This is a genomic window from Haloferax massiliensis (assembly GCF_001368915.1).
Classification (GTDB): Archaea; Halobacteriota; Halobacteria; order Halobacteriales; family Haloferacaceae; genus Haloferax; species Haloferax massiliensis.
In genome coordinates this window covers 60,090-86,463 of record NZ_CSTE01000001.1, presented here as the reverse complement: position 1 = coordinate 86,463, position 26,374 = coordinate 60,090, and the positions used below count along the sequence as shown (strand labels likewise).

Sequence of the window (26,374 nt, the reverse complement as noted above, 5' to 3'; positions counted from 1 at the left end):
CGGCGATGTCGCGGGCGAGGCGGTGGTCGAGCGTCCGCCGCGACCCGGCCGCCGACGCCCGCGTCATCAGCACGTCGATGAGCACCTGGCTCTGGTAGGACTCGAACTGAATCTCGTCTGCCGTGTAATCGGTCAGCACCGTCTCGTCGGGCGGCGCGCGCCCGATGGCCAGCCAACTGACCTTGCTCGGAAGCCCGGCACAGAGGTCGACGAACGCCTCGCCGTCGAGCGTCCCCGGCTCTCCGAGGTGGTCGACGGCGACGACGGCACCCGTCTGGGGGGCGTCGAGCGTCGCTTTGAGCCGCGACTGGAGCGCCTCGGTCTTGATGCCCTGCTTCGGCACCGACTCGTCGACGAGCGCGTCGAGCACGGCGTGGTAGAACGCGAACGCGCTCGTCGTCTCGCGCGCGTCGACGTAGACGAACCGCGGCGCGAACGTCGCCTGCACGCGGGTCGTCGTGTGGATGGCGGCGTTGCTGACGCTCGACGCGCGGACGAGGTGGTCGAAAAGCGCCGTCACGACCGCCGACTTCCCCGACCCCTTCGGGCCGTAGACGTAGGCGTTCGGCGGCAAATGCCCGTCGAACACGGGGTCGAGGTAGTCGAGCAGTCGCTCCAACACCGGCCCGCAGTTCACCGGGTCGTCGGCGTGTGCGACCGGCGAGAGCGAGTCGTAATCGACGAGGAGGCGAGGCGTCCCGTCTCGACGTTGCCGACGTTTAATCCTCGCTTCGATGTCCATATCCTAGTGGTAGTTCCGAAATGAGCGATATATGAGTTCTGACTGCTTACGGGCGCGCCGCCGTGTCGACCGCGGGAAACGCGCCGGCGATGGCCATCTCGGCGGCGACACGGTCGTCTCCGCGGCCGCCACTCACGAATCGCTCTCCCGGGCGCTCGACTGCGGGCGGTCCCGCCGCGGCCGCCCCGGAGGCGAACGTGTTCGGGGTAACCGACTCGGTGGTCCCCCGCGAGGTACGACGTGTATGGCAGACACCATCCTCGACGTGCGCGACCTCCCCCCGGCGGAGCGCCATCCGAAGATTCACGCCGCCTTCGACGACCTCGACGCCGGCGAGTCGCTGACGATTCTCAACGACCACGACCCGAAACCGCTGTTCTACGAGATGCAGGCGGAAGTCGACGCCTTCGACGCCGACAACTACGCGGTCGAGAAACAGGGTCCGAACGAGTTCGCGGCGACGTTCCCGAAGCAGTAGCGGCGCGGACGGCGGCCAACCTCGGTTCACACCTTCCGTTCTCCATCCTCGGCGAATATGTTCGGCGTCACCGGTAGGGCTCCGCGCCGCGCTAGTTCGCGTATGAGCGCCATTCCCGCCGACATCGACACGGCCCGACAGCCACCGATGACGATTCCGCTCCGGCACTTCGTCGTCGCGCTCGGCTTCCTCGCTGCCGCGGTGGGCCTCCGAGTCGGCCTCGCCGCCGGCGTCGTCGCCGGAACCGCCCGTCTCGCGCACGTCCACCTCCTGCTCGCGGGGTGGGTCTGCGTCACCATCATGGGCGCGATGACGCAGTTCGTCCCGGTCTGGTCCGGCGTCGACCTCTACTCCCGGCGACTCGCGACCGCGCAGTTGTGGGCCGTCGGCGTCGGCGTCGGCGGCCTCGCGGCGTGCTTCCTCCTCGGCGCGTTCGCGTGGCTCCCGCTTTTCGGTGCCGCCGCGCTCCTCGGCTTCTGGACGTTCGCCTACAACGTCGCGCGCACGCTCTCCCGACTCGACGACTACGACGTGACCGAGCGCCACTTCGGCCTCGCACTCGGCTTTCTCGCGGTCGCCACCGCGCTCGGCTTCCTGCTCGCGGTCGACTTCACGCGCCCGCTTTTCGCCGGCGTCGGCGTGACTCACGCGAGCGTCCGCGCGGCCCACGTCACGCTCGCCGTCTTCGGCGTCGTCGTGACGACCGTCGTCGGCGCGCTCTACCAACTCGCGACGATGTTCACCCAGACGAAGCTCCGCGGCGTCGACGTGTGGCTCCGCCGCGTCGAGGAGGTCGGCTACCCGCTTGGCGTCGTCGCGCTCGCCGGCGGCCGACTCGTCTCGAACCCGACGCTCGCGCGGGTCGGCGGCGCGCTCGTCGCCCTCTCGCTCCTCGGCGTCGCCGCGATTCTCGCGCGCCGCCTCGTCGAGTCGTCGGTCGACTGGACGCCCATGCTCACCCGGTACGCCGTCGCGGCCGTCGCGCTCGCCGGCTGGGCCGTCCTGACGCTCCCCGCGTGGCTCGCGGCCCCGCTGGCCGGCGACCGCCTGTTCGGCGCGCCGGGAGCCGACTCGCTGTTCCTCCTCGGGTTCGTCGGGTTCGTCGTGCTCGGGACGCTCTACCACGTCGTCCCCTTCATCGTCTGGGTCCACCGCTACAGCGACCGCCTCGGCCTCGAACCCGTGCCGATGCTCGACGACCTCTACGGCGCTCGCCTCGCTCGCCTCGACTTCGGCCTCGTCGTCGCCGGCGTCGCCGCCGTCGTCGCGGGCGACCTCGCCGGGCTCTCGTCGACCGTCGAGACGGCGGGCTGGACGCTCGTGCTCGTCGGCGTCGCGGCGTTCGCCGCGAATCTCCTGCGGGTCATCTGGGTCCACAGCCCGCAGTCGTTGGTCGGCGGCGCGGCCGCGTCGACTGTCGACGCGGACGACGGCGCGGACTGAGCCAGGTCGTCAGAGACGCGTCTCGGACGCGGTCACTCCATGAGCAGTTCGGGCGCGAGAAAGAGAACCGCGAGCAGGCACGTCAGGACGAGAACCGCCGCGAGACGCAGGACGCCCGCTTCCCGCCGTCGATTGTTCGGAAGCGACTCGGCGACCCCGGACAGCGCGGTCCCCGCTATCATGAACAGGAGCCAGTTGCCAGACATGGACTGTTCCACGACGGCGTACTGCCAGTAGAGACCCGACATGACGAGCGCGCCGCAGAGCTGAACGACCGGAAAGAGGCCGCCGGAGGGCTCGCTGAACACGGTTTTGTCAACTATGGAGGGCATCGAACGCACCATCGCCCGCGAAGAACAAAATAGCACCTACCGTCGCCCACCTCGACGGCCGTGCGCTCAGTCACTTCCAGTCGCGCCCCCGAACGGGTTCGGCCGCAGGCTTACCGACCGCGCGGCCGACGACTCACCCGTGATGCCAGAACACGCCGCGCTCGCCGACCTCCCGGCGCAGACGCACACGCCCGTCTTCGAGACCGACCGCCCGAAAACCGTCAGACTCCGCCTCGAAGCCGGCGACGAGGTGCCGGCGCACTCCCACCCCGGCTTCGACATCGTCTTTCACGTCGTCGCCGGCCGGATGGAACTCGCGCTCGACGGCGAGACATACGAAGTCGCGGCGGGGGAGTTGATGCGCTTCGGCGGCGACCGCGACATCTCGCCGCGCGCGCCGGTCGACAGTAGCGCAGTGCTCGTGTTCGCGCCGGCCGCCGACGACTGAACCGCGGGGCCGACCACGCGGGGAAAACGGACCTACTACTTTTCGCTCGACAACCGCTGCAACGCCGCCTCGAACTCCTCGGACAGCGAGACCGCTCCCGACTCGGATTCGCCGTCGTCGTCGCCCGCCGGCGTCTCGCCGTTGCGGTCCGACTCGCCGGTCGCCTGCGAGTCGGCCGCGTCCATCGCGTCGAGTTCCGCGTTGATGGCCGCCGCGTGGTGGTGCATGGGTGCGACGCGGACCCGGACGCGGTCGTAGTCGTGTCGGTCGGCGAGGCCGTTCCACGCCCGGAACGCGCCGACGGTGAGTGTCTTCGACTGCGGGCAAAACGGCGTCGTCGGCGTGAACTCCGCGAGGAGGACCGACGGGTCGTCCCGGTCTTCCGCGTAACGAAAGCCCGCCTCGGGGTGGCGTCGGTCGAGGTTCAGCCGCGCGAGGTTGTAGCCGAACGTCACGTCGTAGACCCCGCGGTCCTCGAACAGGTCGCGGGCGACCCGGTGGACGGCGACGTGGTCCTCGCCGTCGAGGACGCGGTGACCGTCGAGGAAGACGTCCGGGTCGGGCAAGTGCTCCGGGACGAACTGGTCGATATCGTCGAAGCGGTCGGCCCGCGACCCGCCGCCGAACAGGGATGGGATGTCTGGCATGGTCCGAAATAGGGTCGCCACGGGCGTAGGCCCACCCCCGAACACGTTCATCTCACTGTCGGGGTGCTGTCGCTCCGGTTGGCTCGGGGCGGTGGATTACGCACTGAACCACCCACCAGTCTCGAAGTGGCTTTATCTGTGGTCTCCAGTTACTATACGCTACTCAGGGAACGATGAGTTCTAACCAATCGCTCGAAATTCTTGCCGTGGCGATTCTCTATCTGTGCGTGTTTGTGATGGTCGTCGGACCAGCTATCGAGTCGATACTCGGTTTTGAGACGCTCTCGGTGGACGCCACAAGAGGCGGTGAACGCGCGTGGGACTTAGTCTCGAAGCCGCAGGGCTGGGTTTTCTGCCTCGGCTACGTCCCAGTTCATTTCGCGTACCTGTTCGTCCGCGCACGACTCGCTGGCGAATCGATTGACAGCTATTGGGACTGAAACGTCAGTACGTTTTACTGTGCCATCTGCATCTTGTACGCCGCTTCTGACAGCGTTCAGTGAGGTTTCTGCGGGCGCGCTGAAGACAGCGCGCGAGTCGGTCAAAACGGTTTGATGAATTGAGCACGGTCAGACGCCTGTCCGAGACAAGTATTTCACAACCGCACTCACAAAATGCTTGATTGTACAACACATCATATACTGCAGAATATGGTCTCCGAGAAGACGAAACTAATCGCCCTCGCACTGCTAACGGGATACCTGTTCAGATCGGCTGGCTCCCAAAGACCGTTTTCACCTATCTGGTTGGGGCTTTTCTTTGGCTGTTTGCTCAGTGGTGTGTTTCTTATCAGGGTTCTCCGGCAGTACCAGTCTACCTGAATGATGGCTCCGCACACTGGGCTACGTAAGTCGTACGACTATGAGTCTCGGCCACGGAAGGAGGTCCTGATGTGGTCGGGCCCAAGAGCGGACGCGTCTCGGAACGCAGGGTATCAAAATATCGCCACGACAGAGACGGCTTCGGACGCACTTATCTTCGATTGATCAATCGCTGTATCCGGTCGCGAACGTCGTCCGCGGAGTCGTATATTTCGTTGTCGACCGAAGCGAGCACCTCGTCGATTGGTTTCCACCCGCCTTGTGTTTCGACCTCGTAGTCGCCGTAGTTCTCGACGAGTTGCTCCGTCGTGGTCGGATAGTCCTGAACCTCAAGCGCGTCGTCGAGGTCCCCGAGTTGCTTCCCCGGTTCGGGTTCGTCGGCGCGGTCACGCGCCTCTCGGAGCGCTCGCTCGCGCTGGCGCTGTTCTTCCTTGGCCGCTTGCTTATCTCGGCCCTGTTTGTCGTCAGGCATCCTTGGCTTCGCATTTTGAAAGCGAACGGCATAACGCTGTGGTCGCTTCTCGGGGCGGTCGCTTCCGGCGCACCGCCGCTCAGCGACGACGCCTCTCGAAAGAGCCAGATAGAAAAAAGCGGACAGCGATGATTGCCGGTCGCTGCGGCGGCGCTACTGCGGGTCGGGGTCGAATATTTCGGGGTCCTCCGGCCCCTCGGCGCGGATGACGGCCATACAGCCCTTGCGGACGACGCGGGACAGCGAGTGGTCGACGAGTTTGAAGTCGCCGGGCACGGGCGAACTCATCGTCGCGATGGTCGTGCTTCCCGGCGGCACGAGCCGCGTCTGGATGTGGCTCTGCGGTTCGGTCGTCAGCGACCCGTCTGGGTAGAGCGTCTCCCAGACGCTCCCGATGGGGTGGAAGCTGCTGGAGAGGTTCGGCCCGCCGTCGACGAAGTACACCCGGACCGTCTCGTCGGTGCCGACCGTCGCGGCCGGTCCTCGGCCGTTGGGCGTCCACGCGTACTTCTCGCCGTTCATGAGGACGTACGTCGGGTCCTCGTTCCGCATGGACTCGTAGTCGAAGGTGTGCTGGCCCTCCTCGCCGGCGGCCTTGTCGGTGTAGAGTTCGTGCTGGCCGAGGTATATCTCGTGGTCGACTTCCGGAAGCCCCTCCGGCGGCTCGACGAGGATGAGCCCGAACATCCCGGCGCTGATGTGCATGTCCATGTTCGGCACGGCGCAGTGGTAGATGTACGCGCCGGGGTAGGTCGCCTTGAACCGCAGGTGTGCCGTCTCACCGGGGTTCGTCATCGTCGCCTCCGCGCCGCCGCCGGGGCCGGCGACCGCGTGGAAGTCGACGTTGTGCGGCATGGTGTTCTCCTCGGGGTTCTCGAACGTCAGGTTCACCGTGTCCCCCTGCCGGACGCGGACGAGCGGGCCGGGAACCTGCCCGTTGTAGGTCGTGTACGTGAACGTCACGCCGGGTTCGACCTCGGCGGTGACCTCCTCCGGCCGGAGCGTCACGTCGACTTCCGCGGGTTCGCTTCGGTCGATGGGACCGGGAATATCAGTCGGGTCGGCCGCGACCTGGTCGACGATGTTCGTCGGACTCTGTTGTGTCGGTTCCTCCGTCCCGTCGAGCGACTGCGCGGCGGTCGGCGCTTTCGTCGCACAGCCGGCCAGCGAGGCGGCACCGCCGAGACCGAGCCACTGGAGCGTCCGCCGCCGAGTCGTAGATAGCATGTTGTCTCCCTCCGGTTGAATCGAGTGTCCGAACACGGGTATAAACGAACAATGATTGCACGGTTTGGAGACGCGCTCCGAACATCTTCGCGAGTCGTACCACTCCGTGAGACCCGAGGACGGCCACCGCTCCCGGGCGTGCGAGTCTGTAGAAATCGCGCGGACGGTTCAGTCGTCGCCGACGAAGCGGTCGCGGCGGTACCGACACTGCTCGCAGAAGAACTGTGCGAGCCCCGCCGGCTGCGTGCCGGTGAAGGCCATCTTCGAACCGCAGTCCGGACACCACTCGGAGTGGGTGGTATTCGTGTGGTCTGAACTCATACCACGTACAAACGCGTGGGTTGTTATTACATTAACGATTATACCAAATTAGGGTGGGTTGATAGCTTTCGGGACGCAAGCGGTGCCGACACCGCCGCTCGCGGGGGATTGACTGGATGGGATTGACTGGAAGAGATTCGGCGACTACGCCGACTCAGGGTTCCCAAATCGCGGTGACGACGCCGTCCTCGCGCTCGGTCGAGCAGTAGGCGAACCCTCGGTCGTCGAGCTTCGGGTAGAGGAACTTCGGCTCGCGGTCGTTGAGCTGGACGAACACCGTCTCGCCGTCGAGGTCGGCGAGGCTGTTCATCGTCTCGGTGAGCGGCTCCGGCGGCGGCAACTCCCGCACGTCGAGGAAATCCACCGTTCGGTCGGTCGGTGCGTCGAGTCCGTCGAGGTACGCCTCGTGCTCCATATGCGAGTCGTGGGGGCGACAGCGCAGGAAGTTCACCCCGAACGTGTTCGTCTCGGTTTCCCCCGACCAGTCGGCCGAACAGGTTCGGGGTGTGACTCACCGTCCGCGCCGTCGAACCAGCCGACCAGAGCCATGTCTCGACCGCCACACGTCGACACCGACACGAGCGAGGGGAGCGACGCGGACGCGCCGTCGACGGCGACCGCCCCGCCGGACCCGTCGAGCATCGACACCTCGCGGCGACCGTTCGTCCTCGTCTGGGAGGTGACGCAGGCGTGCGACCTCGCGTGCGACCACTGCCGGGCGGACGCGACGCCCGCGCGACACCCCGACGAACTGACGACGGCGGAGGGCAAACGCCTGCTCGACCAGGCCCGCGAGTTCGGACCGGGGCAACTCGTCGTCCTCTCCGGCGGCGACCCGCTGGCCCGCCCGGACCTCGTGGACCTCGTCGAGTACGGAACCGACCTCGGCCTCCGCATGACGCTCACTCCGAGCGGAACGTCGTCGCTGACGCCCGAGACGGTCGCCGACCTCGCCGACGCGGGCGTCAGGCGCATGGCGCTCAGCCTCGACGGCGCGACCGCAGCGTCACACGACGTCTTCCGGGGAGAGGACGGGAGTTTCGAACAGACCGTCGCGGCCGCCCGCGCGGCCCGCGACGCCGGCCTCCCGCTTCAGATAAACACGACCGTCTGCGCCGAGACGGTGGACGAACTCCCCGCGCTCTGCGACCTCGTGGCCGACCTCGGCGCGGTGCTCTGGTCCGTGTTCTTCCTCGTCCCCGTCGGGCGCGGGCGCGTCCTCGACCCGATTTCCCCGGAGCGCGCCGAGCGCGTCATGGAGTGGCTGACCGAGGTGAGCGAGGAAGCCCCCTTCGGCGTCAAGACGACCGAAGCGCCCCACTACCGTCGGGTCGCCATCCAGCGCCGTCGTGACGCGAGCGACGCGCCCCCGACCGACGGCATCGGCCGCCGACTCGGCATCACCGCGGGTGACGGGTTCGCCTTCGTCAGCCACACCGGCGAGCTGTTCCCGTCGGGCTTTCTCCCCGCGTCCGCCGGCCCCGTCCGCGACGGCGGGCTCGTCGAGCGATACCGCGAGAGCGACCTCTTCCGGTCGCTCCGGGACCCCGACGCCCTCCGCGGGAAGTGCGGCGCGTGCGAGTTCCGCCACGTCTGCGGCGGCAGTCGCTCGCGGGCGTACGCCCACACCGGCGACCCGCTGGCCAGCGACCCGCTCTGCGGGTACGTGCCCGCCGACTACGACGGCCCGATGCCCGCGACCCGACCGGCGGGCGACTGACGCCCCGTAGCCCGTCGCGGCTTGCTGGAATCTCCCCGAACACGTTCGGGGTAACCGCTTGCTTTCGTCGCCGCCGAGGTACACCTGATGACGCGCGATTCCAATCTCACGAGACGGCGCTTTACCGCACTGACCGCGACGGCGGCGCTGTCGACGGCGCTCGCCGGCTGTTCCGGCTCCGGCGGCGACGCCGCGAACGCGGCCGAGGCGGACGGCGACGACGCGACGACCGCCGAATCGACCGCGGAGCCGACGACCGAGTCCGGTGAAACGACCGGCGCGGATAGCGGTTCCGGCGGCGGGAGCGCCCCGCAGTTCGACGGCTGGTTCGACAACGTCGGCAACTACGACGGGGTGGTGGACGAGACGGGGAGTTCGACGGTGACGGTGACGGTTGGCGCGCAGGCCAACGGCGGCGCGTTCGGCTTCGGTCCCGCGGCGATTCGCGTCTCTCCGGGTACCACGGTCGTCTGGGAGTGGAACGGCGAGGGCGGGTCGCACAACGTCGCCGCCGCCGACGGCTCCTTCGAATCGGAGTTGGCGGGCAGTAGCGGTCACACGTTCGAACACACCTTCGAGGCGACCGGGACGTACACCTACGCCTGTACGCCCCACGAGACGCTCGGGATGAAGGGCGCGGTCGTCGTCGAGTAGCGTCCGACCGCGCCGTTTCCGGTCTGTTTTCGCCCGTTGTCGGCCGATTCACGACTTCCGCGAACTTCTTCTCCCGGTGCAACGAATCTCTCGTATGCCTCGGTTCTCGCTCCTCGCCGCCGCGCGCCGTCGCCCCTCGATGACGTTCGCCCTCGCGGGCGGCGCGTTCGCGCTCTGGTACGTTCTCGCCGACCCGGTGGTCGCGTTGGTGACCGGCGACGACCCGGCCGTCCCCACCGCGCCGCTGGTGGTGCTCGTCGCCGGGGGCTTTCTCGGCGGCGGTCTGCTCGCCAGCCTGCTCTGGCGGCGACTCGGCGGGGCGAACTCCCGGGTTCGCGGCACGCTCGTCGGCGGGCTCGTGGGATTGCTCGCGCTCCCCGTCCCGATGTACCTGCTCGAACTCGCGGTGGTCGTGATGGAGGGCAATCCGTTCGAAACGCCGGTCGGGGTGGGGGCGGTGGCGGCGCTCGTGAGAGGTGTGGTCCTGTTTCTCGTCGTTCCGCTGTTCCTCGGGGCGCTGGGCGTGATTGCGACGCTCGGCGGGACGGTCGTCGTCGGGGCCGTGACGGGGTTGGTGCTCGCGTGGGAGAGTCGGGAGTCCACCGGCGGTGAAAAATCGGGAACGTGAATCAGCCGTCAGTGGCTCTGTTGAATTCCGCTTCTTCGACGGGTCTGGCGCGACAGTGACGCGTGCGCGTACAACAGAAGTCGGTCTCAACAAGCGAGCAGAAAAGAAGCGGTTCGACAGCGCTCGACCGTTAGTCGTCGCCCAGGATGCCCTCGGCGACGGCCATGTCCTCGACGCTCGGGTCGTCGGCGGACTGCCGGAGGACGAACCGCTTTCTGACGAGGTCGGCCGCGTAGATGACCGTCCCGAGGATGATGAGCGTGTCGCCGGGGAGCCGCGCCCAGAACAGCGTCTGAATCAGCGGCCGGTTGTAGAAGGCGACGCTCCGGGCGGCGGCGTAGCTCCCGGTGAACGCCGTCTCCAGTTGGAGGAAGCCGACTGGGAGGACGGAGACGAACACCATCAACACGAGGCCGACGTTCCAACACCAGAAGGCGGCGCGCAGCCACGAGCCGTCCCAGCGGTCGGCGTCGATGGAGAGCTGGAGCATGTAGGTGACCATGCCGAGCGCGAGGAAGCCGAACGCGCCGAACATCGCGGCGTGGGCGTGGCCGACCGTCAGGTACGTCCCGTGCTCGTAGTAGTTGATGAGCGGGAGGTTGATGAAGAAGCCGAGCACGCCCGCGCCGACGAAGTTCCAGACGCCGCTGGCGACGATGAACATGAACGGCAGGCGGTACGGGAACGACTCGCCCGACATCGCGCGGTACTGCCCGAGCGCCTCGTAGAGGATGAACACCAGCGGGATGAGTTCGAGCGTCGAGAACACGCTCCCGATGGGCACCCACATGTCGGGCATGCCGACCCACCAGTAGTGGTGCGAGACGCCGATGATGCCCGTCCCCATGACGAGGAGCGCCTGAAGCATGACGGCCTTCTCGGCGCTCCGGCGACTGAGGAGGTTCATCGACACCAGCGTCAGGCCGACGATGGCGACGATGAAGAACTCGAAGGCCCCCTCGACCCACATGTGGACGACCCACCAGCGCCAGAACTCCGTGACGGCGATGTTCGTCTCGGGGGTAAAGAGGAAGCCCGCGGTAAACAGGAGGGCGATAGAGCCGCCGGCGTACAGAATCATGTGCGCCAGTCCGTACGGCGCTTCCTTGTCGAGAAGCGGCTTCAGGCCGCGGACCGCCAGCCCCGCCCAGATGAGGAAGCCGGCGAGGATGCCGAACTGCCAGAGCTTCCCGACTTCGAGGTATTCGAGCCCCTCGTTGCCGAGAATCCACCACAGCGAGCCGTCGATGTAGCCGTTCGCGCCCAGCCAGATACCCGACATGCCGCCGACCACGACGACGACGATGGCGCCGAGGAGGACGTTGATGTACGTCGACTGCTTCGGCGGCTCGTAGCCGGTCAGAAGCGGCGGGAGGAACAGCCCCGCGCCGAGCCACGTCGCGGCGATCCAGAGGATGCCGAGGTCGATGTGCCACGTCTTGGCGATGGCGAACGGGAGCAGTTGCAGGATGGGCACGCCGAATATCGACTCGACGCCGAAGAAGCCGGCGCGCTCGATGTAGAAGTGCGCGAGCAGGCCGCCCAACAGCACTTGTGCCAAGAACAGCCCCGCGGCGACCGGGATGAACCGGAGCGCCGCCCGCTGGCTCGGGAAGACGCTCACGTCACCGGGTTCGGGCACCGTGATGTCCTCGGCCGACGGCTCGGGGAGTTCGACCGACTTGTACAGCCAGATGCCGAGGCCCGCGCCCGCGACGAGGAGCACCATGGCGACGACGCTCCACGTCATCGAGGCGGCGGTGGCGTCGTTCCCCGCGCCGGGCTGGTACGGCCAGTCGTTCGTGTACGAGTGCGTGCCGCCGGGGCGGTCGGTGTGTGAGAACCACGCCGTCCACATGGCGAAGTCAGCGAACGCCCGCGCCTCCTCCTCGGAGTCGATCATGTCCACGGGGACGCCGCGCTCGTGGTCGCCCTCGTGGTATCGCTCGACGTACTCCTGGCGGACCTGCTCGTGGGCGTACACCTCGGCCGCGGTGTACCGAATCGCGCCGCCCTCGTAGCTGTCGTCGAGGTCGTTTTTCACCACGTCGGCGACGGCGGCCTGGTCGGCGGAGTCGAGTCGGTCGTAGGACTCACCGTACCGTTCTTGGGCGTAGTAGTTCCGCATGAACTGGACTTTCAAGTCCAGCGCGTCGGCGGTGTAGTCCGCGCCGTAGTACGCGCCGTTGCCCAGTATCGACCCGTGATTCATCAGGCCGTCTTTCTGGAACACGGTCTTGCCCTCTCGAATCGCGTCGCCGCTGACGACGACGTCGCCGTCGGGTCCGACAACTTCGTCGGGGATGGGCGGGGCCTCCTGATAGGCGAACCACGCGCCCGCACCCATCACGACGAGGTTGAAGACGAACACGACGACGATTGCCTTCGCGATGGTCTTGCGTTGAATCTCCATACACGTCGTGGTTCACACGCCTGCTATAGGCTACACGCGCCGCTTCCCGGCCTCGCACAGTCGGGACGAACATGTTCGGATTGTCGCTCTTTGAGTCGGAAGTCGTCTCTCGAACTGTATGACGACCGACTCGCTCCCCGCCGACCACGACCACGAAACGCCCGATTCGGCGACCGACCGCGTCCACGACACCTCGTGGTCGGCGAACCTCGAACTCCCGCGACACGCCGCCGACCGCGACCTCGTGATTTCGGAGGCCGTCGACGCGGTCGAACACACGACCGCCGGCCACCACGTCAACCTCGTCACCCACGGCGACCACGGCCACCCGGAGACGTACCTCTACGACGCGCTCGCGGCGCGGTTCGACGGCGTGGAGTACGAGTACGTCGAACAGTGCGGTTGCGGGGGACACGTGACGCGGGTGTACGTGGAGTAGTCCCGTCTCGAACCGTGGGTGGGCTGTCCCCGCGCTCGCGTCGATTACTGTACCTATTTATCCCAGAACTTGGATGGCACGACTATGGCCTCGCAACTCGTTTTGGCCCTGCTGGCAGGCGTCTTCGCCGGAGCCCTGTTCGGCCTCATAGAAACACCTATTCCGGCCCCGCCCAACCTCGCCGGAATCTTGGGTATCGTGGGAATCTACCTCGGATACAAGGGAATCCAGCGGTTGGGTCTCCACGTCGATATCTCGGGGGTGCTCGCGTCGCTGTTCTGAGCGCGCACGCGAGAAATCGAACTGCTACCCCGGAAAATTCATCCGCCCCTCAGACGCGTTACTCCGACTTCCCCTTCGGATACGTCTCGCCCGCCGACTCGCCGCCCTCGCCTTTGAGCCACATGAACGCGCCGAACAGCGCGGGCGACGCCAGCATCGCGCCGAACGTCCCGGCCAGCGCGATGCCGCCGAGGCGCTCCGTTCCGGAGTCGCCGAACGGCTCGGCCACCTGCGCGTTCGACCCGCCCTCGTCGTCGGTGACGACGACTGCGCCCTTCATGCCGAGCGTCTTGTGCGGGGTACAGGCGTAGGTGTACGTCCCGGCCTCCTCGAAGGTGTGTTCGAACGCGTGGCCGCTGTCGCCGACCAGCTCGGACTCGAAGCTCCCGTCCTCGGCGACGACGTTGTGCGACCCGCCCTCGCCGGTCCACGTCCACGCGACGGTCGTGCCCTTCGAGACGCGAATCGCCGCGGGACCGAAGCCGAACGCGCCGCCGTTGGCCTGCGCCCCGACGTCGACGGTCACGCGCTGGAGGCCGGTCTGCGCCTCGACGCCGTCGAAGTTGGTGGTGTTTTCGAACCACGCGTCGAGGTCGGCGTCCCCCTCGCCGGCGCTGTCAGTGGCCGCCTCCGATTCGCCCTCGCCGGTCGAGTCGGCCGCCTCGGTCGCGGTCGCGCCGCCGGCGTCGCCGACGACGATTGCGCCCTTCATCCCGATGGTCTCGTGGGGCGTACAGACGTATTTGTAGACGCCCGCCGCGTCGAACGTGTGCTCGAACGTGTGGCCGCTGTCGCCGACGAGGTCGGACTCGAAGCTCCCGTCCTCGGCGGCGACGTTGTGCGACCCGCCCTTCCCGGACCACTCCCAGACGACGGTCGTTCCGGGGTCGACGCGCAGGGCGGCCGGGCCGAAGCCGAACGCGCCGCCGTTGGCCTGCGCCCCGACCGTCACTGTCACCGTCGAACTTCCCGTCTCGTCCACCACCCCGTCGTAGTTCGAGGTCTGAGCGAACCACGAATCGAGGTCGGTCCCCGACTGCGCTCGCGCGGCGTCGGCGGCGCCTCCCAGCGCGGTCGCGGAGACGGCCGCGCCGCCGAGGAGTCGAAGTACGGTTCGCCGGCCGAGCGTCGGAGATGTGGTGTCGTTCGGGTTCATGATTGAAGGTGGCGAGGCGGCGGTCCCGCCTCGCTCGACACTCGACGGTCGGTGGTCCGGTGAAAAACCCGTCTCGGTGGTTCCCGAAACGCGGCCGAAGGGCGAACATGTTCGGAACTATCTTTGTCCGGGAGGAATAAGTTCGTTTCACTACCGATGCCCCGCGCAACACTCTCCATCACGCTCCCCGATCAGGTCTGGGTTTCCGACCTCTCGGGACGGTATCCGGACGCCGAGTTCACCGTCCTCGCGGCGATGCCGGCCGACGAGACGGGCGTCGGCCTCGTCGAGATACGGACGGCCGACATCGAGCCGGTCGTCACGACCATCGACGAGTACGACTCGGTCGTCTCGGTGACGATTCTCGAAGCGCAGCCGGAGCGCGCGCTCGTGCAGTTCGAGACGACCGAACCGCTTTTGATTCTCACGCTCAGCGAGGTGGGAATCCCGCTGGAGCTGCCCATCACCATCGTCGACGGCGAGGTGACAGTCGAGGTGACCGCGCCGCGCGAGAACCTCTCGGAGCTGGGCGAACAGCTCACGCAGTTCGGCATCCCGTTCGACCTCGTCTCCATCCACCAGTCGATAGACACGGAGTCGCTTCTCACCGACGACCAGTACGACCTCCTCGAAACGGCCGTCGCCGAGGGGTACTACGACACGCCGCGGACGTGCACGCTCACCGGGCTCGCCGAGGCCGTGGGGCTGGCGAAGTCGACGACGAGCGAGAAGCTCCACCGGGCGGAGGGGAAGGTCATGAAGGCGTTTCTCGCGCGGGACGACGCGACGGTCGGGTAAGGTCTCAGTCGCCGGCCTGGTCGCCGACGGCCGACCACAGAGACGACAGTTGGTCCGAGGCCGACCGCGACGGCGACGACACCGAAATCGAGAGGTCGCCCGGTTCGCGCGTCACGACCACCTCCTCGAAGCCGACCGCGTAGCGAGCGGCGTCGCGGCCGCGGTCGCGTTTTTCGAGGAGCCCCGCCTCGACCATCTGTTCGAGCTTTCGGTACACCGTCGACCGCGGGAGGTCACACGCGGCGGCGATGTCCGAGGCGGTCATCGGGCCGTCGAGCTGCTTGAGCACGGCCCGGCACTGCGGACTGGTGAGGGCGTCGAACACCGTCTCGAAGTCCGGTTCGAGCGCGTCTGAGAGTGGATTGGTCGACATCTGCGTGGGAGTGGGTTGCTCGACGGCGACCCGCGCGCCGTCGGTTCGGTTTCCGGTACGCCGCCGGGGCGTATGAAAGTCGCGGGGTACCAGCGTCGGGTTCGGTCGAACCGATGGCCGTCGATTCGGACTGGTACGCCCGACTCGACTGTTCACCGGCCCGGTACGTAGCGACCGTGCCGAACATGTTCGTCATGCTCCTGTGCGTCGGGAACTGGCGAGACGGTATTCCATCCCCCCGGGTAACGACCGACTGTAATGCGAAACTACGTTGGTGCACCCGGTTCGACGGTGTCGCGTCGCGAATTCCTCGCCGCCACTGGAAGCGTCGGAGCGCTCGGTCTCGCGGGGTGCGCCGCGCCCACGAACGGGGACTCGGCCGCCGTCGGCGCGGACGAGACGACGGTCGCCCAGACGAGCGAGTCGGCGCTGCCGTACACCAGTCCGCCGGAGGTCGTACAGGTCGACGAGCAGGGCGGACAGGTCACCCTCAAGAGCGCGCCGGCGCGCCACGCGGCCCACCCCCTCGAAACGATGGGCGGGCCGGTCGAACTCCCGCAGGTGTGGGCGTTCAGCGCCGACGACGGAAATCCGAGCGTCCCCGGGCCGATTCTCCGGACGACCGAGGGCAACGACATGGAGGTCACGCTCGACAACACCGACGGGATGCGCCCCCACACGGTCCACTTCCACGGCGTGCGCAAGGCCTGGAAGGACGACGGCGTGCCGACGACGACGGGCATCCGCGTCGACCCCGGCGAGAAACACACCTACACCATCCCGGCGAACGTCCCCGGGACGCACCTCTACCACTGCCACTACCAGACCCACCGGCACATCGAGATGGGGATGTACGGCATCCTCCGCGTCGACCCGGAGGGGTACGAACCGGCCGACAGGGAGTACTTCATGACCGTCCGCGACTGGGACTCGCGGCTCCCGCGGCAGATGGCTGGCGAGAACGTGACCTACGACCCCCGGAACCGGAAGCCGGACGTGTTCACCGTCAACGGCAAGAGCGCGCCGCGGACGCTCCACCCCGAAGACGGCTCGCCCATCATCGTCGAACAGGGTGACACCGTCCGCATTCACTACGTCAACGCGGGCTACATGAGCCACCCGATGCACATCCACAACCACCGCTTCCAACTGGTGGAAAAGGACGGCGGCGTCATCCCCGAGGCCGCCCGCTACGACATGGACGTGACGAACATCGCGCCCGCGGAGCGCCACACGGTCGAGTTCACCGCCGACGCCCAACCCGGCATCTACCTCATGCACTGCCACAAGGTCAACCACGTCATGAACGGGAACTTCTACCCCGGCGGCATGCTCAGCGGCGTCGTCTACAAGGAGGTTATGGACACCGACATCTTCGCGAAACTGATGGAGTACGCCGGCTACGAGGGGTAAGGAAACGGACCGAGAGCGGCGGTGTGTCCGCTCGTCTCGACGTTCGGCGGCTCTTTTCGTGTTCGACTACTGGTGCCAAAACCGCCGGATGGACCGGGATTCACCGCCCGTAACATGGACAGACAACGGACCGAAAACCGCTATTGTTTTAGGCTAGCCTAATTTTTGGCTTCTTAATGCGTCGGAGCAACTCAACGCGTAGAGAACTGCTGGGAAGTGGCGCTGCCCTCGGCACCGCGCTCTTCGCAGGGTGTCTCGGTGGCGGCGAGAACGGAACTGGCGGGACGACCGACAGTTCGACCAGCGACCCGAACACCACGAAAGCGACATCCACCGACGAGTCGAGCGCCGCGAGCGACACCGGCGGGTCGTACACTGTCTCGATCGAACCGATGGGTCCGGTCGAGTTCGACGAACCGCCGGAGCGATGGACCGCGCTGTTACCGACCCTCGCGGACATGGGGTTCGCACTCGGCGGGGGACAAACGCTCGGCATTCAGAACCACGCGCGCTTTGCGAACGAGGCGTTCGAATCACTGCCCGGCGTCGAGTTCGACGCGGACGCTATCGTGGAGTTGGTCGGAGACGGCGTGCCGAAAGAGTTGGTGTACGAACTGAACGCCGACGCTCACCTCCTGGACCCCAATCTACTGGTGAACTGGTACGGCTGGGACCGCAGCGACGTCGAGGAAGTCCGAACCGAAATCGGTCCCTTCTTCGGGAATTTCAGTCGCAAGCACAGCTCGGAGTGGCACGACGGCTACCGCTACTACGAACTCTACGAGATGTTCGAACTGGTCGCCGACGTGTTTCAGGCCCGGCCGCGGTACGAGGCGTTTGTCGACCTCCACGAGGAGATGCTCGACACGATAGACGAGCGAATCCCGCCGGCCGACCAGCGCCCGACCGCACTGCTGGTCTATCCGGCCGGTCAAGAGGGTGATGAGTTCTATCCGTTCCGCTTCGATGACGGCGGAATCAGCACCAAGCAGTGGCGAGAACTGCGGCTGCAAGACGCGCTCGCGGGGACGGACATCGAACATTTCAGCGGGACCAACAACAGCACAATCGACCTGGAGGCTATGCTCGAAGTCGACCCCGAGGTACTGCTCGTCCGCAACTACGGTGGTGCGTCCGAGTCGGAGTTCCGAGAGGCCGTGGTCGAACCGTTGCAGGACGACCCGGTCGCGAGCGAGGTCCGAGCCGTTCAGGACGGGGCGGTCTACCCCGCTGGATATCTCGACCAAGGACCCATCATCAACTTCTATCACACCGAACAGGCGGCCTTGAACATCTACCCGGACGCCTTCGAGGGCGCAACCCTGTTCGACCGCGAACGCGTCGCCGACATCGTCACCGGCGATTTCTAATCGTCGTCGAGGAACACTCTCGCCGTTCGCGCGGCGACTGATTTCCTCCGCCACTGATAGTTTGCTGAGACCGTGCTGCATACAGGGCGCGAGTCGGTCACAGGAGGCGACGAGCAAGTTCGTAGGCGACAGTAGCAGGCAGCGTAGTAACGAGAACAACGAAGACTATCTCATCAACAGTTGGGCCAGACTGCGTGAGCGAACTGTAGAACACTAATGCGGCCACTGAAAGAACGCCAACCACCGTTGCGACATACTCCGGATTCGTCCATCGAACCGGCCCGCTGTTGGAGGACATATGATTATTTATTCACATTACACGTCTAATCTTTGTGGTTATCTGCTCTGTTCTACAGGCGTCAGTGCTGAACCCACCCTCTGAGTGTTGCACGTCGATTCTGTCAGTTTCCGAGGGATTCAACCGACCCGCGGCTGTCACAACTGTTATTAGCTAGTTGTATCACTAGGTAATCAATGGCGTCGACACAACTCCAACACGCCCGAGCGGGACGCGTCACCCCGGCGATGGAACGAGTCGCCGAGCGCGAGAACCGCGACCCCGAGTTCGTCAGGAAGCAGGTCGCCGAGGGGCAGGCGGTCGTCCCCGCGAACCGCAACCACGACTCGCTCGACCCGATGATTATCGGCCGCGAGTTCGCCACGAAGGTCAACGCGAACATCGGCAACAGCGAGACCACAAGCGACCTCACAGAAGAGTTGGAAAAGCTCCACACCGCGGTCCACTACGGTGCGGACACGGTGATGGACCTCTCGACGGGGTCGAACCTCGACGAGATTCGCGAGGCGAACGTCGCGTACTCGCCGGTCCCCATCGGCACCGTCCCCATCTACGAGGCGGTCAAGCGCGTCGACAGCCCCGAGGACATCACCCGCGACCTGCTCCTCGACGTCATCGAGAAGCAGGCCGAGCAAGGCGTCGACTACATGACGATTCACGCGGGCGTGCTGATGGAACACCTCGCCCTGACCGACGGCCGGAAGACGGGCATCGTCTCCCGCGGCGGCTCTATCCTCGCCCAGTGGATGGAGGAACGCGGCGAGCAGAACCCCCTGTACGTCGCGTTCGAGGATATCTGCGACATCTTCGCCGAACACGACGTGACGTTCTCGCTCGGCGACGGCCTCCGACCCGGCTGTCTGGCTGACGCCGGCGACGACGCGCAGTTCGCCGAACTCGACACGCTGGGCGAACTCACGCGGACCGCGTGGGACTACGGCGTGCAGGTGATGGTCGAAGGTCCCGGCCACGTCCCGATGGACCAGATTGCCGAGAACGTCGAGCGCCAACAGCAGGTTTGCGACGGCGCGCCGTTCTACGTCCTCGGCCCGCTCGTGACCGACGTGGCTCCGGGCTACGACCACATCACGAGCGCCATCGGTGCGACCGAGGCCGGCCGCGCCGGCGCGGCGATGCTGTGTTACGTCACGCCCAAGGAACACCTCGGGCTCCCCGACCGCGAGGACGTGCGCGAGGGGCTCGCCGCCTACCGAATCGCCGCCCACGCGGCCGACGTGGCGAACGACCTTCCCGGCGCGCGCGACTGGGACGACGCGCTCTCGGAGGCGCGCTACGAGTTCGACTGGGCGCGGCAGTTCGACCTCGCGCTCGACCCCGAGCGGGCGCGGTCGTATCACGACCAGACGCTCCCCGGTGACAACTACAAGGAGGCGCGCTTCTGTTCGATGTGCGGCGTGGAGTTCTGTTCGATGCGCATCGACCAGGACGCCCGCGACGCCGACGGCGAGATGACGGCAATCGAGTCCGCGACCGACCTCGACGCGTCGCTCTCGGCCGACGCGAACCTCCCACCGGTCGGCGCGCACGACACCGACCGCGTCCCCGACGAAATCGAAATCGGCGGCGTCACGTTCACGCCCGAATCGGCCCACGGCGACGACTGACGACCCGCCGCGTCCGCGGCCCACCGACCAACCGACCCCGCGGGCCATCGACCGAGCCCACCGCGCGGGCGACCACCCCGTGTCGGTGGCTTCTTTTTCCGCGTCGCTGAACGGGCTTCCAATGGTCCTCGGTAGTCTCCTCCCGTCGTCGCCGCTCGCGAACGTCGCCGTGATTCTCCTGACGACCGGGCTCATCTGGATCGGCAGCGGCTGGCTCGAAGAATCGGCCGACCACCTCGCGTCCTACTACGGCCTCCCGGCGGTCGTCCAGGGCTCGATTATCGTCGCCCTCGGGTCGAGTTTCCCCGAGTTCGCCAGCGTCGCCATCGCCGCGACCGCGGGCGTCTTCGACATGGGCGTCGGCGCAATCGTCGGCTCGGCCATCTTCAACATCCTCGTGATTCCGGCGCTGTCGGGGCTGGCCACCGACGGCGACCTCGAAACCAGCCGCCTCGTCGTCTACAAGGAGGCGCAGTTCTACATGGTCGCCGTCGCCACGCTCGTCGTCACGTTCTCGCTGGCGGTCATCTACTTCCCCGTGCCCGACGGCCCGGCGCTGACGGGACAGCTCACCCGGCCCGTCGCGCTCATTCCCATGCTTCTCTACGGCCTCTATCTGTTCATCCAGTGGCAGGACGTTTCGGAGTACGAAAGCGAGGAGGCGGGCGTCGCCGACGGCATCGGCCGCGAGTGGGCGCGGCTCCTCGGCGGCCTCCTCGTCATCCTGGTCGGCGTCGAGCAACTGGTCGGGGGCGTCGAGTCGCTCAGCGCGACGTTCGGCGTCCCGACGTTCCTCGCGGGGGTCACCGTCGTCGCCGCCGCGACGAGCCTCCCCGACACGCTCGTCAGCGTCCGCTCGGCCGCCGACGGCAACAGCGCGACGAGCCTCGGCAACGTCCTCGGATCGAACACGTTCGACCTGCTCGTCGCCATCCCGGTGGGCGTCCTCATCGTCGGGAGCGTCCCGGTCGACTTCGCCGTCGCCGTCCCCATGCTGGGCGTGCTGACGCTGGCAACCGTCCTGCTTTTCGGCCTGCTCCGGACGGACCTGTCGCTCTCGCGGCTGGAGTGCTACGCGCTCGGCGCGGCGTATCTCGTCTTCGTGGGGTGGATTATCGCCGAGACCGCGGGCGTCACGGGTCTGCTTCGGAACTGACGGGCGGTGGCGGGGACCGCGACCGCCGGTCTGCGCCGACCGCCGATTACTCGTCTCGCGGCTCTCTGACCGTCACGACCGGCACCGGCGAGGTCCGGACCAGTTTCTCGGCGACGCTCCCGAGCATGTAGCGGTCGAAGCCGGTGTGGCCGTGGGTTCCCATCACCACGATGTCCACGTCGTGTTCGTCGATGTACGCGAGGATGCCGTCGTGAATCGACACGTCGCGGCCGACCGACTTCCTGACCGTCTCGACGCCCAGCGCGGCCGCCGTGTCGCTCGCCGCGTCGACCGCGTCGCTCGCCCGCGCTTCGAGTTCGTCGATGAGGAGCGGGCCGCGGATGTCCGCGCCGAAGGCGGCGACGTTGACGACCGACACCGCGTGGAGCGTCGCGTCGGTCGCCGCGGCCAACTCGCCGCCGAACGTGACCGCGGCGGTCGCGCAGGCGCTCCCGTCGGTGGGCGTCAGCACGTCGGCGTAGGGGTACGCGAGGTCGGTCGCCGCGCCCGGTCGGACGGTGAGCACGGGCACGTCCGACCGACGGACGACGCGCTCCGTGGTGCTCCCGAGGAGCAGTCGGCTCAGCCCCGTCCGCCCGTGGGTCGGCATGACGACGAGGTCGACGTCCCGTTCGGTCGCGTACTCGGTGATGACCCGATACGGCTCGCCGCGTTCGACGCTCGTCACGACCGACACGCCGGACTGCGACGCGCGGGCCGCGGCGTCGCTCACGAACCGCTCGCCGTCGCTTCGGCGGCGCTCGGTGGGGTCGGAACCGTCGGCGTCGTCGCCCTCGCCGCGCAGACTCGGGCGGCGCTCGGGGTCCGCCGGGGCGACGTGCAGTAGGTGGAGGGTCGCGTCCGAGGCGGCGGCGATGTCGACGACGTGGTCGAGGACGGCGTCCGCGCCGTCGCTCCCGTCGGTCGGAAAGAGGAGTCGGTCGAACATGGCTCGGTATTCTCAGCGAACTCACAAAAGCGGGGCGGGTGGCCGCCGCGGGGTGAGAATTCGACCGCGCCCCGCGGTCAGCGCCGGAGCGCCCAGACCGCCAGTCCGATGGCCTCCCGAAGCGTCACGCCCGCCGCGAACACGTACACCGTCTGCAGCGGGAGTTCGAGGAAGTCGATAGCCGCCACCGCGAGCGACATCACGATGGCCATCCCGACCCATCCGAGTGCGAACCGGCGTTCCGACGCCGACGTGTGTGTACCCAACTCGACCATACTCCCTGACTCGACCGAATATATTTAATCTCTCGTGCTGGCGCGACCGAGCGGGCGGCCGCGGTGTGACGTCGACCGCCGAGCTACTCCGGTCGGAGCGCGCTACTCGGCTTGGGCGTCCACCACGGCGACACCCGCGAGGTTGACGATGTCTTTGACCTCGTCGCCGCGCTGGAGGACGTGGACGGGTTTGTCCATGCCGACGAGCATCGGGCCGATCGCCTCCGCACCGCCGAGGCGCTGGAGGAGCTTGTAGCCGATGTTACCCGCTTCGAGGTTCGGGAACACGAGGACGTTCGCGGGGTCGTCGAGTTCAGCGAAGTCGTACGTGTCGGTCAACATCTCCTCGACGAGGGCGGTGTCGGCCTGCATCTCGCCGTCGACCGGGAAGTCCACGTCGGGGTCGGCGTGCAGTTGTTCGACCGCGTCGCGGGGCTTGCGCGTCCCCTCGTTCGTGACGCTCCCGAAGTCCGAGTACGAGAGCAGCGCCGCGCGCGGCTCGACGTTGAAGCGCCGCGCGAGTTCGGCGGTGTGTTTCGTCACCTCGGCGAGCACGTTCTCGTCGGGGTCGAGGTTGACCGTCGCGTCGGCGCAGAAGATGACGCGGTTCCGGAACGTCAGCATGTAGACGCCGGCGGCGTAGTCGGCGTCGTCGGCGGTGCCGATAATCTGCAGCGGCGGGCGGAGCGCCGAGGGGTAGTGGTGAGTCAGCCCCGTCAGCATCGCGTCCGCGTCGTCCATCGAGACCATCACGCTGGCGAAGTAGTTCGAGTCGCCCCGCACGAGTTCGGCCGCCTCCGTCCGGGTGAGGCCCTTGCGCTGGCGGCGCTCGTAGAGGTGGTCGACGTAGTGGTTCCACTCGCCGCTTTCGGGGTCGGCGATGGTCGGGTCGAAGTCGAGACCCAGCTCCTCGGCGGTCCGGAGAATCTCCTTCGTCCGGCCGACGAGGATGGGTTCGGCGATGCCCTCTTCGACCAACTGGCTCGCGGCGCGAATCATCTTCTCGTCTTCGCCCTCGGCGAGGACGACCCGCTTGGGGTTCGTCGCCGCCTTGTTGAGGACGACGCGCATCATCTCGCGGGACTTCCCGAGGCGCGCCTCCAGCTCCTCGCGGTAGGCGTCGAGGTCGCGCTCGCGGCGGGCCGCGCCGCTCTCCATGGCCGCCTCGGCGACGGCCGGCGTCACCTCGTAGAGGACGCGCTGGTCGAGCGGCTTGGGGATGAGGTAGTCGGGGCCGAACTGCAGCGGGCCGTCGCCGTAGGCCTTGACGACCGCGTCCGGAACGTCCTGTCGGGCGAGGTTCGCCAGCGCCTCGGCGGCCGCGCGCTTCATCTCCTCGTTGATCTCGGTCGCGCGCACGTCGAGCGCGCCGCGGAAGATGAACGGGAACCCGAGGACGTTGTTGACTTGGTTCGGGTAGTCCGAGCGACCCGTCGCCATGATGACCGTGTCCTCGCGGGCCTCCTTCGCGTCCTCGTAGGCGATTTCGGGCTCCGGGTTCGCCATGGCGAAGATGATGGGGTTGTCGGCCATCGACCGCACCATCTCCCGACTCACGATGCCGCCGACCGAGAGGCCGACGAGCACGTCCGCGCCCTCGATTGCGTCTTCGAGGTCGCCGTCGTCGACGCCGCGGGCGAACGGTTCCGCGTACTCGTCGAGTTCGCCGGCCTCGGCCCTCGACTCCGAGAGGACGCCGTCGATGTCGCACAGCGTGATGTTCTCGTGGGGGATGCCGAGCGAGACGTAGAACCGCGCCGTCGCGGTCGCGGCCGCGCCCGCGCCCGAGAAGGTGACGTTCAGCGACGACAGCTCCTTGTCGGCGATGTCGGCGGCGTTGAGGAGCGCCGCGCCGGAGATGATGGCCGTGCCGTGCTGGTCGTCGTGGAACACGGGGATGTCCATCCGGTCGCGCAGGGACTCCTCGATTTCGAAGCACTCGGGCGCGCGAATGTCCTCTAAGTTGATGCCGCCGAACGTCGGCTCCATCGCGGCGACCGACTCCACGAACGCCTGCGGGTCGTCGTGGTCGAACTCGACGTCGAACACGTCGATGTCGGCGAAGCGCTTGAACAGCACGCCCTTGCCCTCCATCACCGGCTTCGACGCCTGCGCCCCGATGTCGCCGAGACCGAGCACGGCGGAGCCGTTCGAGACGACGCCGACGAGGTTGCCCTTCGCCGTGTACTCGTAGGCGGCGTTCTCGTCGTCGGCGATGTCGAGACACGGCGCGGCCACGCCCGGCGAGTACGCCAGACTCAGGTCGCGTTGAGTGTTCGTCGGCTTCGTCGTCGCTATCTCCACTTTCCCCGCGGGCGGACGCCGATGGTAGTCTCGGGCGTCGTCTTCGAGCGTCATTGCTCGTGATGGGTACGGTCAGGTAAGTAGACCCTTCGCTCCGACAGCGCCTCGCCAACGGGAGTCACACACGGCGCAGTCGCTCGTCGCGCCGTTTCCCCGCCGAGGCCATCAGTGTACGGGTCTGGCGGTGGCGTTCACGCGCGACAGCGCCGTTGGCACGTCCCACCGACGCGCTCAACGGAGCGCTTCGTGCGGCATCGTGTAGAGCCGAACGTTCTCCGCTATCGACACCTCCTCGAACTGGCTCTCCGTCGCGAACAGGTCCGAAACCGCGTCGACTTGCTCGATGGGATAGATATGTTTCGCGTCCCCGTAGCCGCGGTACATCTCGACCGGCACGGCGAACGCGACCTCTCCCTCGCCGACTTCGACTGTCGCGCCGAACGTCGGCTCGTCGTTCTCATCGGCAACTGTACAGATAGTTGATGGTACCGCGTCCCCCGCGTCGTATCTCTCTTTGACCATCCGTTGACAACCCACACTATTTTTCATTATCTTGAGCAGTGCCTCTCCCCGCCCACTCTTCGGGAACACACTGTTCAAGTTTCAGCCATATGTCCAACGAGCACCGTGATAACTATTACTCAACCTCCGAGACTATATGTATAGTTGACACGTTTGGCGGCGCGTCGACTCGCGTGCGTCGAGTCACTGCGTCGGAACCGAACCGCTGGCCCTCGACCGCTGACTGACGCCACAGTGTGCCTCTTCGCCAGTTTAGACGGGACGAACTCGAAAGTCGGAGCTCCCGGCTCGAACGAGGACCGACGCGTCGCCGAGGGGACAGTCTGCCAGCTGTCTAGTCGGCTTACTGGTACATCGTCGCGCGTTCGTCCGGATAGTCGACCGTCAGCTCACGGACAGTTCGCCTCTCAGACGCCCGGGGCGCGGCGTCGCGCTCAGCGGAGGGCGTCGTGCGGAATCGTGTAGAGGCGAACCTCGTCTGCGACGGTCATCTCGTCGGGGTCACCGTCCGTGGCGAACAGGTCAGAGATGCGCTCGATCTGTTCTGTCGGATAGACGTGCTTTGCGCTCCCGTAGCCGTGGTAGACCTCGACCGGAACGGCGAACGTCAGCGCATCCTCGGCAGCGGGAGCCGAGCAGATATCCGTCGGTACGTTCTCTCCTGCTTCGTATCGCTTGTTAACCATTCGTTGACAACCCACACTCTGTAGCGGCTCCGAGCAGTATCTCACCCACCTCTTGAGATATCCTGTCGAGTTTCGACTACAACTCCAACGACCAACATGATAATCGTTACCCAACAAGCGAGACGGGTGTCTTCGCGCGCTCGCGGACGCATTCAGACGGCGGCCGCCCCGAAGTGTGATGGGTATATGCCCGTTACACCTCCGCCGATTACTCGAACGTCTCCCGTCGTTGTCGCCTCGCGGCGCTCCCTCGCCGCGGGTGAGACGACGCGGTTCCGATGCCGCCGCTATTGTAACTGACAGTATCAGTAGTTGCGCGACGCCGATGGGCACGCTGTGGGCCCGCGTCGACGGGGAGTGATTTCGACCGCGTGAGGGTCGT

29 protein-coding genes and 1 pseudogene are annotated in these 26,374 nt (G+C 66.8%); 14 read left to right on the top strand and 16 right to left on the bottom strand.

The window, feature by feature from the left end; all coding sequences use genetic code 11:
• Positions 1-742, bottom strand: a 742-nt coding sequence (locus tag BN996_RS00435; protein WP_139043098.1) for an AAA family ATPase, incomplete at its 3' end; no start/stop codon positions are given.
• A 244-nt stretch (positions 743-986) separates the two neighbouring features.
• Here BN996_RS00435 and BN996_RS00430 point away from each other — a divergent pair.
• Both BN996_RS00430 and BN996_RS00425 read left to right on the top strand, forming a co-directional pair.
• Positions 987-1,220 carry a DUF2249 domain-containing protein gene (locus BN996_RS00430; protein WP_042663631.1) on the top strand — a complete coding sequence of 78 codons (234 nt, stop codon included), beginning with the start codon at positions 987-989 and terminating at the stop codon, positions 1,218-1,220.
• A 102-nt stretch (positions 1,221-1,322) separates the two neighbouring features.
• Positions 1,323-2,663 carry a hypothetical protein gene (locus BN996_RS00425; protein ID WP_089776708.1) on the top strand — a complete coding sequence of 447 codons (1,341 nt, stop codon included), beginning with the start codon at positions 1,323-1,325 and terminating at the stop codon, positions 2,661-2,663.
• Positions 2,664-2,695: 32 nt separating this feature from the next.
• Here the strand turns inward: BN996_RS00425 and BN996_RS00420 are convergent, their stop codons facing one another.
• Positions 2,696-2,995: a DUF8011 family protein gene (locus BN996_RS00420; RefSeq protein ID WP_089776707.1), complete on the bottom strand. Its 300-nt coding sequence runs from the start codon at positions 2,993-2,995 to the stop codon at positions 2,696-2,698.
• 142 nt (positions 2,996-3,137) lie between these two features.
• On the opposite strand from BN996_RS00420, the gene BN996_RS00415 reads away from it, so the two are divergent.
• Positions 3,138-3,443 (top strand): cupin domain-containing protein, encoded by a 306-nt coding sequence (locus tag BN996_RS00415; RefSeq protein ID WP_089776706.1) that lies wholly within the window; start codon positions 3,138-3,140, stop codon positions 3,441-3,443.
• 35 nt (positions 3,444-3,478) lie between these two features.
• On the opposite strand, the gene BN996_RS00410 is transcribed toward BN996_RS00415, so the two are convergent.
• Entirely contained in the window at positions 3,479-4,090 is a 612-nt protein-coding gene (locus BN996_RS00410; RefSeq protein WP_089776705.1) for a DUF7998 family protein, read from the bottom strand.
• Between the two features lie 206 nt (positions 4,091-4,296).
• On the opposite strand from BN996_RS00410, the gene BN996_RS00405 reads away from it, so the two are divergent.
• On the top strand, positions 4,297-4,530 hold the full coding sequence (locus tag BN996_RS00405) for a hypothetical protein (RefSeq protein ID WP_226908652.1): 234 nt from the start codon (positions 4,297-4,299) through the stop codon (positions 4,528-4,530).
• 532 nt (positions 4,531-5,062) lie between these two features.
• Here BN996_RS00405 and BN996_RS00400 read toward each other — a convergent pair.
• The 4 genes and pseudogenes from BN996_RS00400 to BN996_RS00390 form a co-directional block, all read right to left on the bottom strand.
• A complete protein-coding gene (locus BN996_RS00400; RefSeq protein WP_089776703.1) occupies positions 5,063-5,383 on the bottom strand; it encodes a DUF5789 family protein in 321 nt (106 codons plus the stop codon).
• A 153-nt stretch (positions 5,384-5,536) separates the two neighbouring features.
• On the bottom strand, positions 5,537-6,610 hold the full coding sequence (nirK, locus tag BN996_RS00395) for a copper-containing nitrite reductase (RefSeq protein ID WP_089777276.1): 1,074 nt from the start codon (positions 6,608-6,610) through the stop codon (positions 5,537-5,539).
• 168 nt (positions 6,611-6,778) lie between these two features.
• Complete coding sequence (locus BN996_RS19895; RefSeq protein ID WP_167344076.1) at positions 6,779-6,931, bottom strand: HVO_2142 family zinc finger protein; 153 nt, start codon at positions 6,929-6,931, stop codon at positions 6,779-6,781.
• A gap of 154 nt (positions 6,932-7,085) precedes the next feature.
• A pseudogene (locus BN996_RS00390) lies at positions 7,086-7,446 on the bottom strand (DUF2249 domain-containing protein).
• A gap of 32 nt (positions 7,447-7,478) precedes the next feature.
• Between BN996_RS00390 and BN996_RS00385 the strand changes: the two are divergent.
• From BN996_RS00385 to BN996_RS00375, 3 genes are all read left to right on the top strand, one after another.
• A complete protein-coding gene (locus tag BN996_RS00385; protein WP_089776701.1) occupies positions 7,479-8,651 on the top strand; it encodes a TIGR04053 family radical SAM/SPASM domain-containing protein in 1,173 nt (390 codons plus the stop codon).
• Positions 8,652-8,738: 87 nt separating this feature from the next.
• Positions 8,739-9,305 carry a halocyanin domain-containing protein gene (locus tag BN996_RS00380; RefSeq protein WP_089776700.1) on the top strand — a complete coding sequence of 189 codons (567 nt, stop codon included), beginning with the start codon at positions 8,739-8,741 and terminating at the stop codon, positions 9,303-9,305.
• 94 nt (positions 9,306-9,399) lie between these two features.
• Positions 9,400-9,933, top strand: coding sequence for a hypothetical protein (locus BN996_RS00375; RefSeq protein ID WP_089776699.1), 534 nt, complete (start codon positions 9,400-9,402; stop codon positions 9,931-9,933).
• A gap of 130 nt (positions 9,934-10,063) precedes the next feature.
• Here BN996_RS00375 and BN996_RS00370 read toward each other — a convergent pair whose 3' ends face one another.
• Positions 10,064-12,346, bottom strand: coding sequence for a nitric-oxide reductase large subunit (locus tag BN996_RS00370; protein WP_089776698.1), 2,283 nt, complete (start codon positions 12,344-12,346; stop codon positions 10,064-10,066).
• Positions 12,347-12,464: 118 nt separating this feature from the next.
• Between BN996_RS00370 and BN996_RS00365 the strand changes: the two genes are divergently transcribed.
• Positions 12,465-12,785, top strand: a complete 321-nt coding sequence (locus BN996_RS00365; protein WP_089776697.1) for a CGCGG family putative rSAM-modified RiPP protein — start codon at positions 12,465-12,467, stop codon at positions 12,783-12,785.
• An 84-nt stretch (positions 12,786-12,869) separates the two neighbouring features.
• A complete protein-coding gene (locus tag BN996_RS00360; protein ID WP_089776696.1) occupies positions 12,870-13,067 on the top strand; it encodes a XapX domain-containing protein in 198 nt (65 codons plus the stop codon).
• 58 nt (positions 13,068-13,125) lie between these two features.
• Here BN996_RS00360 and BN996_RS00355 read toward each other — a convergent pair whose 3' ends face one another.
• Positions 13,126-14,223, bottom strand: coding sequence for a halocyanin domain-containing protein (locus tag BN996_RS00355; protein ID WP_089776695.1), 1,098 nt, complete (start codon positions 14,221-14,223; stop codon positions 13,126-13,128).
• 156 nt (positions 14,224-14,379) lie between these two features.
• Here BN996_RS00355 and BN996_RS00350 point away from each other — a divergent pair, with 156 nt between their 5' ends.
• On the top strand, positions 14,380-15,021 hold the full coding sequence (locus BN996_RS00350) for a helix-turn-helix domain-containing protein (protein ID WP_089776694.1): 642 nt from the start codon (positions 14,380-14,382) through the stop codon (positions 15,019-15,021).
• 4 nt (positions 15,022-15,025) lie between these two features.
• Here BN996_RS00350 and BN996_RS00345 read toward each other — a convergent pair whose 3' ends face one another.
• Positions 15,026-15,394, bottom strand: a complete 369-nt coding sequence (locus BN996_RS00345; protein WP_089776693.1) for a winged helix-turn-helix domain-containing protein — start codon at positions 15,392-15,394, stop codon at positions 15,026-15,028.
• 258 nt (positions 15,395-15,652) lie between these two features.
• Between BN996_RS00345 and BN996_RS00340 the strand changes: the two genes are divergently transcribed.
• Positions 15,653-16,807, top strand: a complete 1,155-nt coding sequence (locus BN996_RS00340) for a multicopper oxidase domain-containing protein (protein ID WP_089776692.1) — start codon at positions 15,653-15,655, stop codon at positions 16,805-16,807.
• Between the two features lie 392 nt (positions 16,808-17,199).
• Positions 17,200-18,177 carry an ABC transporter substrate-binding protein gene (locus BN996_RS00335; RefSeq protein ID WP_089777275.1) on the top strand — a complete coding sequence of 326 codons (978 nt, stop codon included), beginning with the start codon at positions 17,200-17,202 and terminating at the stop codon, positions 18,175-18,177.
• A 97-nt stretch (positions 18,178-18,274) separates the two neighbouring features.
• Here the strand turns inward: BN996_RS00335 and BN996_RS00330 are convergent, their stop codons facing one another.
• Entirely contained in the window at positions 18,275-18,475 is a 201-nt protein-coding gene (locus BN996_RS00330; RefSeq protein WP_089776691.1) for a hypothetical protein, read from the bottom strand.
• A gap of 176 nt (positions 18,476-18,651) precedes the next feature.
• Between BN996_RS00330 and thiC the strand changes: the two genes are divergently transcribed.
• Both thiC and BN996_RS00320 read left to right on the top strand, forming a co-directional pair.
• Positions 18,652-20,100 (top strand): phosphomethylpyrimidine synthase ThiC, encoded by a 1,449-nt coding sequence (gene thiC, locus BN996_RS00325; RefSeq protein WP_089776690.1) that lies wholly within the window; start codon positions 18,652-18,654, stop codon positions 20,098-20,100.
• A 121-nt stretch (positions 20,101-20,221) separates the two neighbouring features.
• On the top strand, positions 20,222-21,256 hold the full coding sequence (locus BN996_RS00320; RefSeq protein ID WP_089776689.1) for a sodium:calcium antiporter: 1,035 nt from the start codon (positions 20,222-20,224) through the stop codon (positions 21,254-21,256).
• Between the two features lie 46 nt (positions 21,257-21,302).
• Here the strand turns inward: BN996_RS00320 and BN996_RS00315 are convergent, their stop codons facing one another.
• The 5 genes from BN996_RS00315 to BN996_RS00295 all read right to left on the bottom strand — a co-directional run bounded on the left by BN996_RS00315 (position 21,303) and on the right by BN996_RS00295 (position 25,992).
• Positions 21,303-22,205: a universal stress protein gene (locus tag BN996_RS00315; protein WP_089776688.1), complete on the bottom strand. Its 903-nt coding sequence runs from the start codon at positions 22,203-22,205 to the stop codon at positions 21,303-21,305.
• Between the two features lie 77 nt (positions 22,206-22,282).
• Entirely contained in the window at positions 22,283-22,480 is a 198-nt protein-coding gene (locus BN996_RS00310; protein WP_004967129.1) for a hypothetical protein, read from the bottom strand.
• Between the two features lie 102 nt (positions 22,481-22,582).
• Positions 22,583-24,838 (bottom strand): NADP-dependent malic enzyme, encoded by a 2,256-nt coding sequence (locus tag BN996_RS00305; protein ID WP_089776687.1) that lies wholly within the window; start codon positions 24,836-24,838, stop codon positions 22,583-22,585.
• A gap of 177 nt (positions 24,839-25,015) precedes the next feature.
• On the bottom strand, positions 25,016-25,306 hold the full coding sequence (locus tag BN996_RS00300) for a hypothetical protein (protein ID WP_089776686.1): 291 nt from the start codon (positions 25,304-25,306) through the stop codon (positions 25,016-25,018).
• 434 nt (positions 25,307-25,740) lie between these two features.
• Positions 25,741-25,992: a hypothetical protein gene (locus tag BN996_RS00295; protein WP_089776685.1), complete on the bottom strand. Its 252-nt coding sequence runs from the start codon at positions 25,990-25,992 to the stop codon at positions 25,741-25,743.
• Between the last annotated feature and the right edge of the window lie 382 nt (positions 25,993-26,374).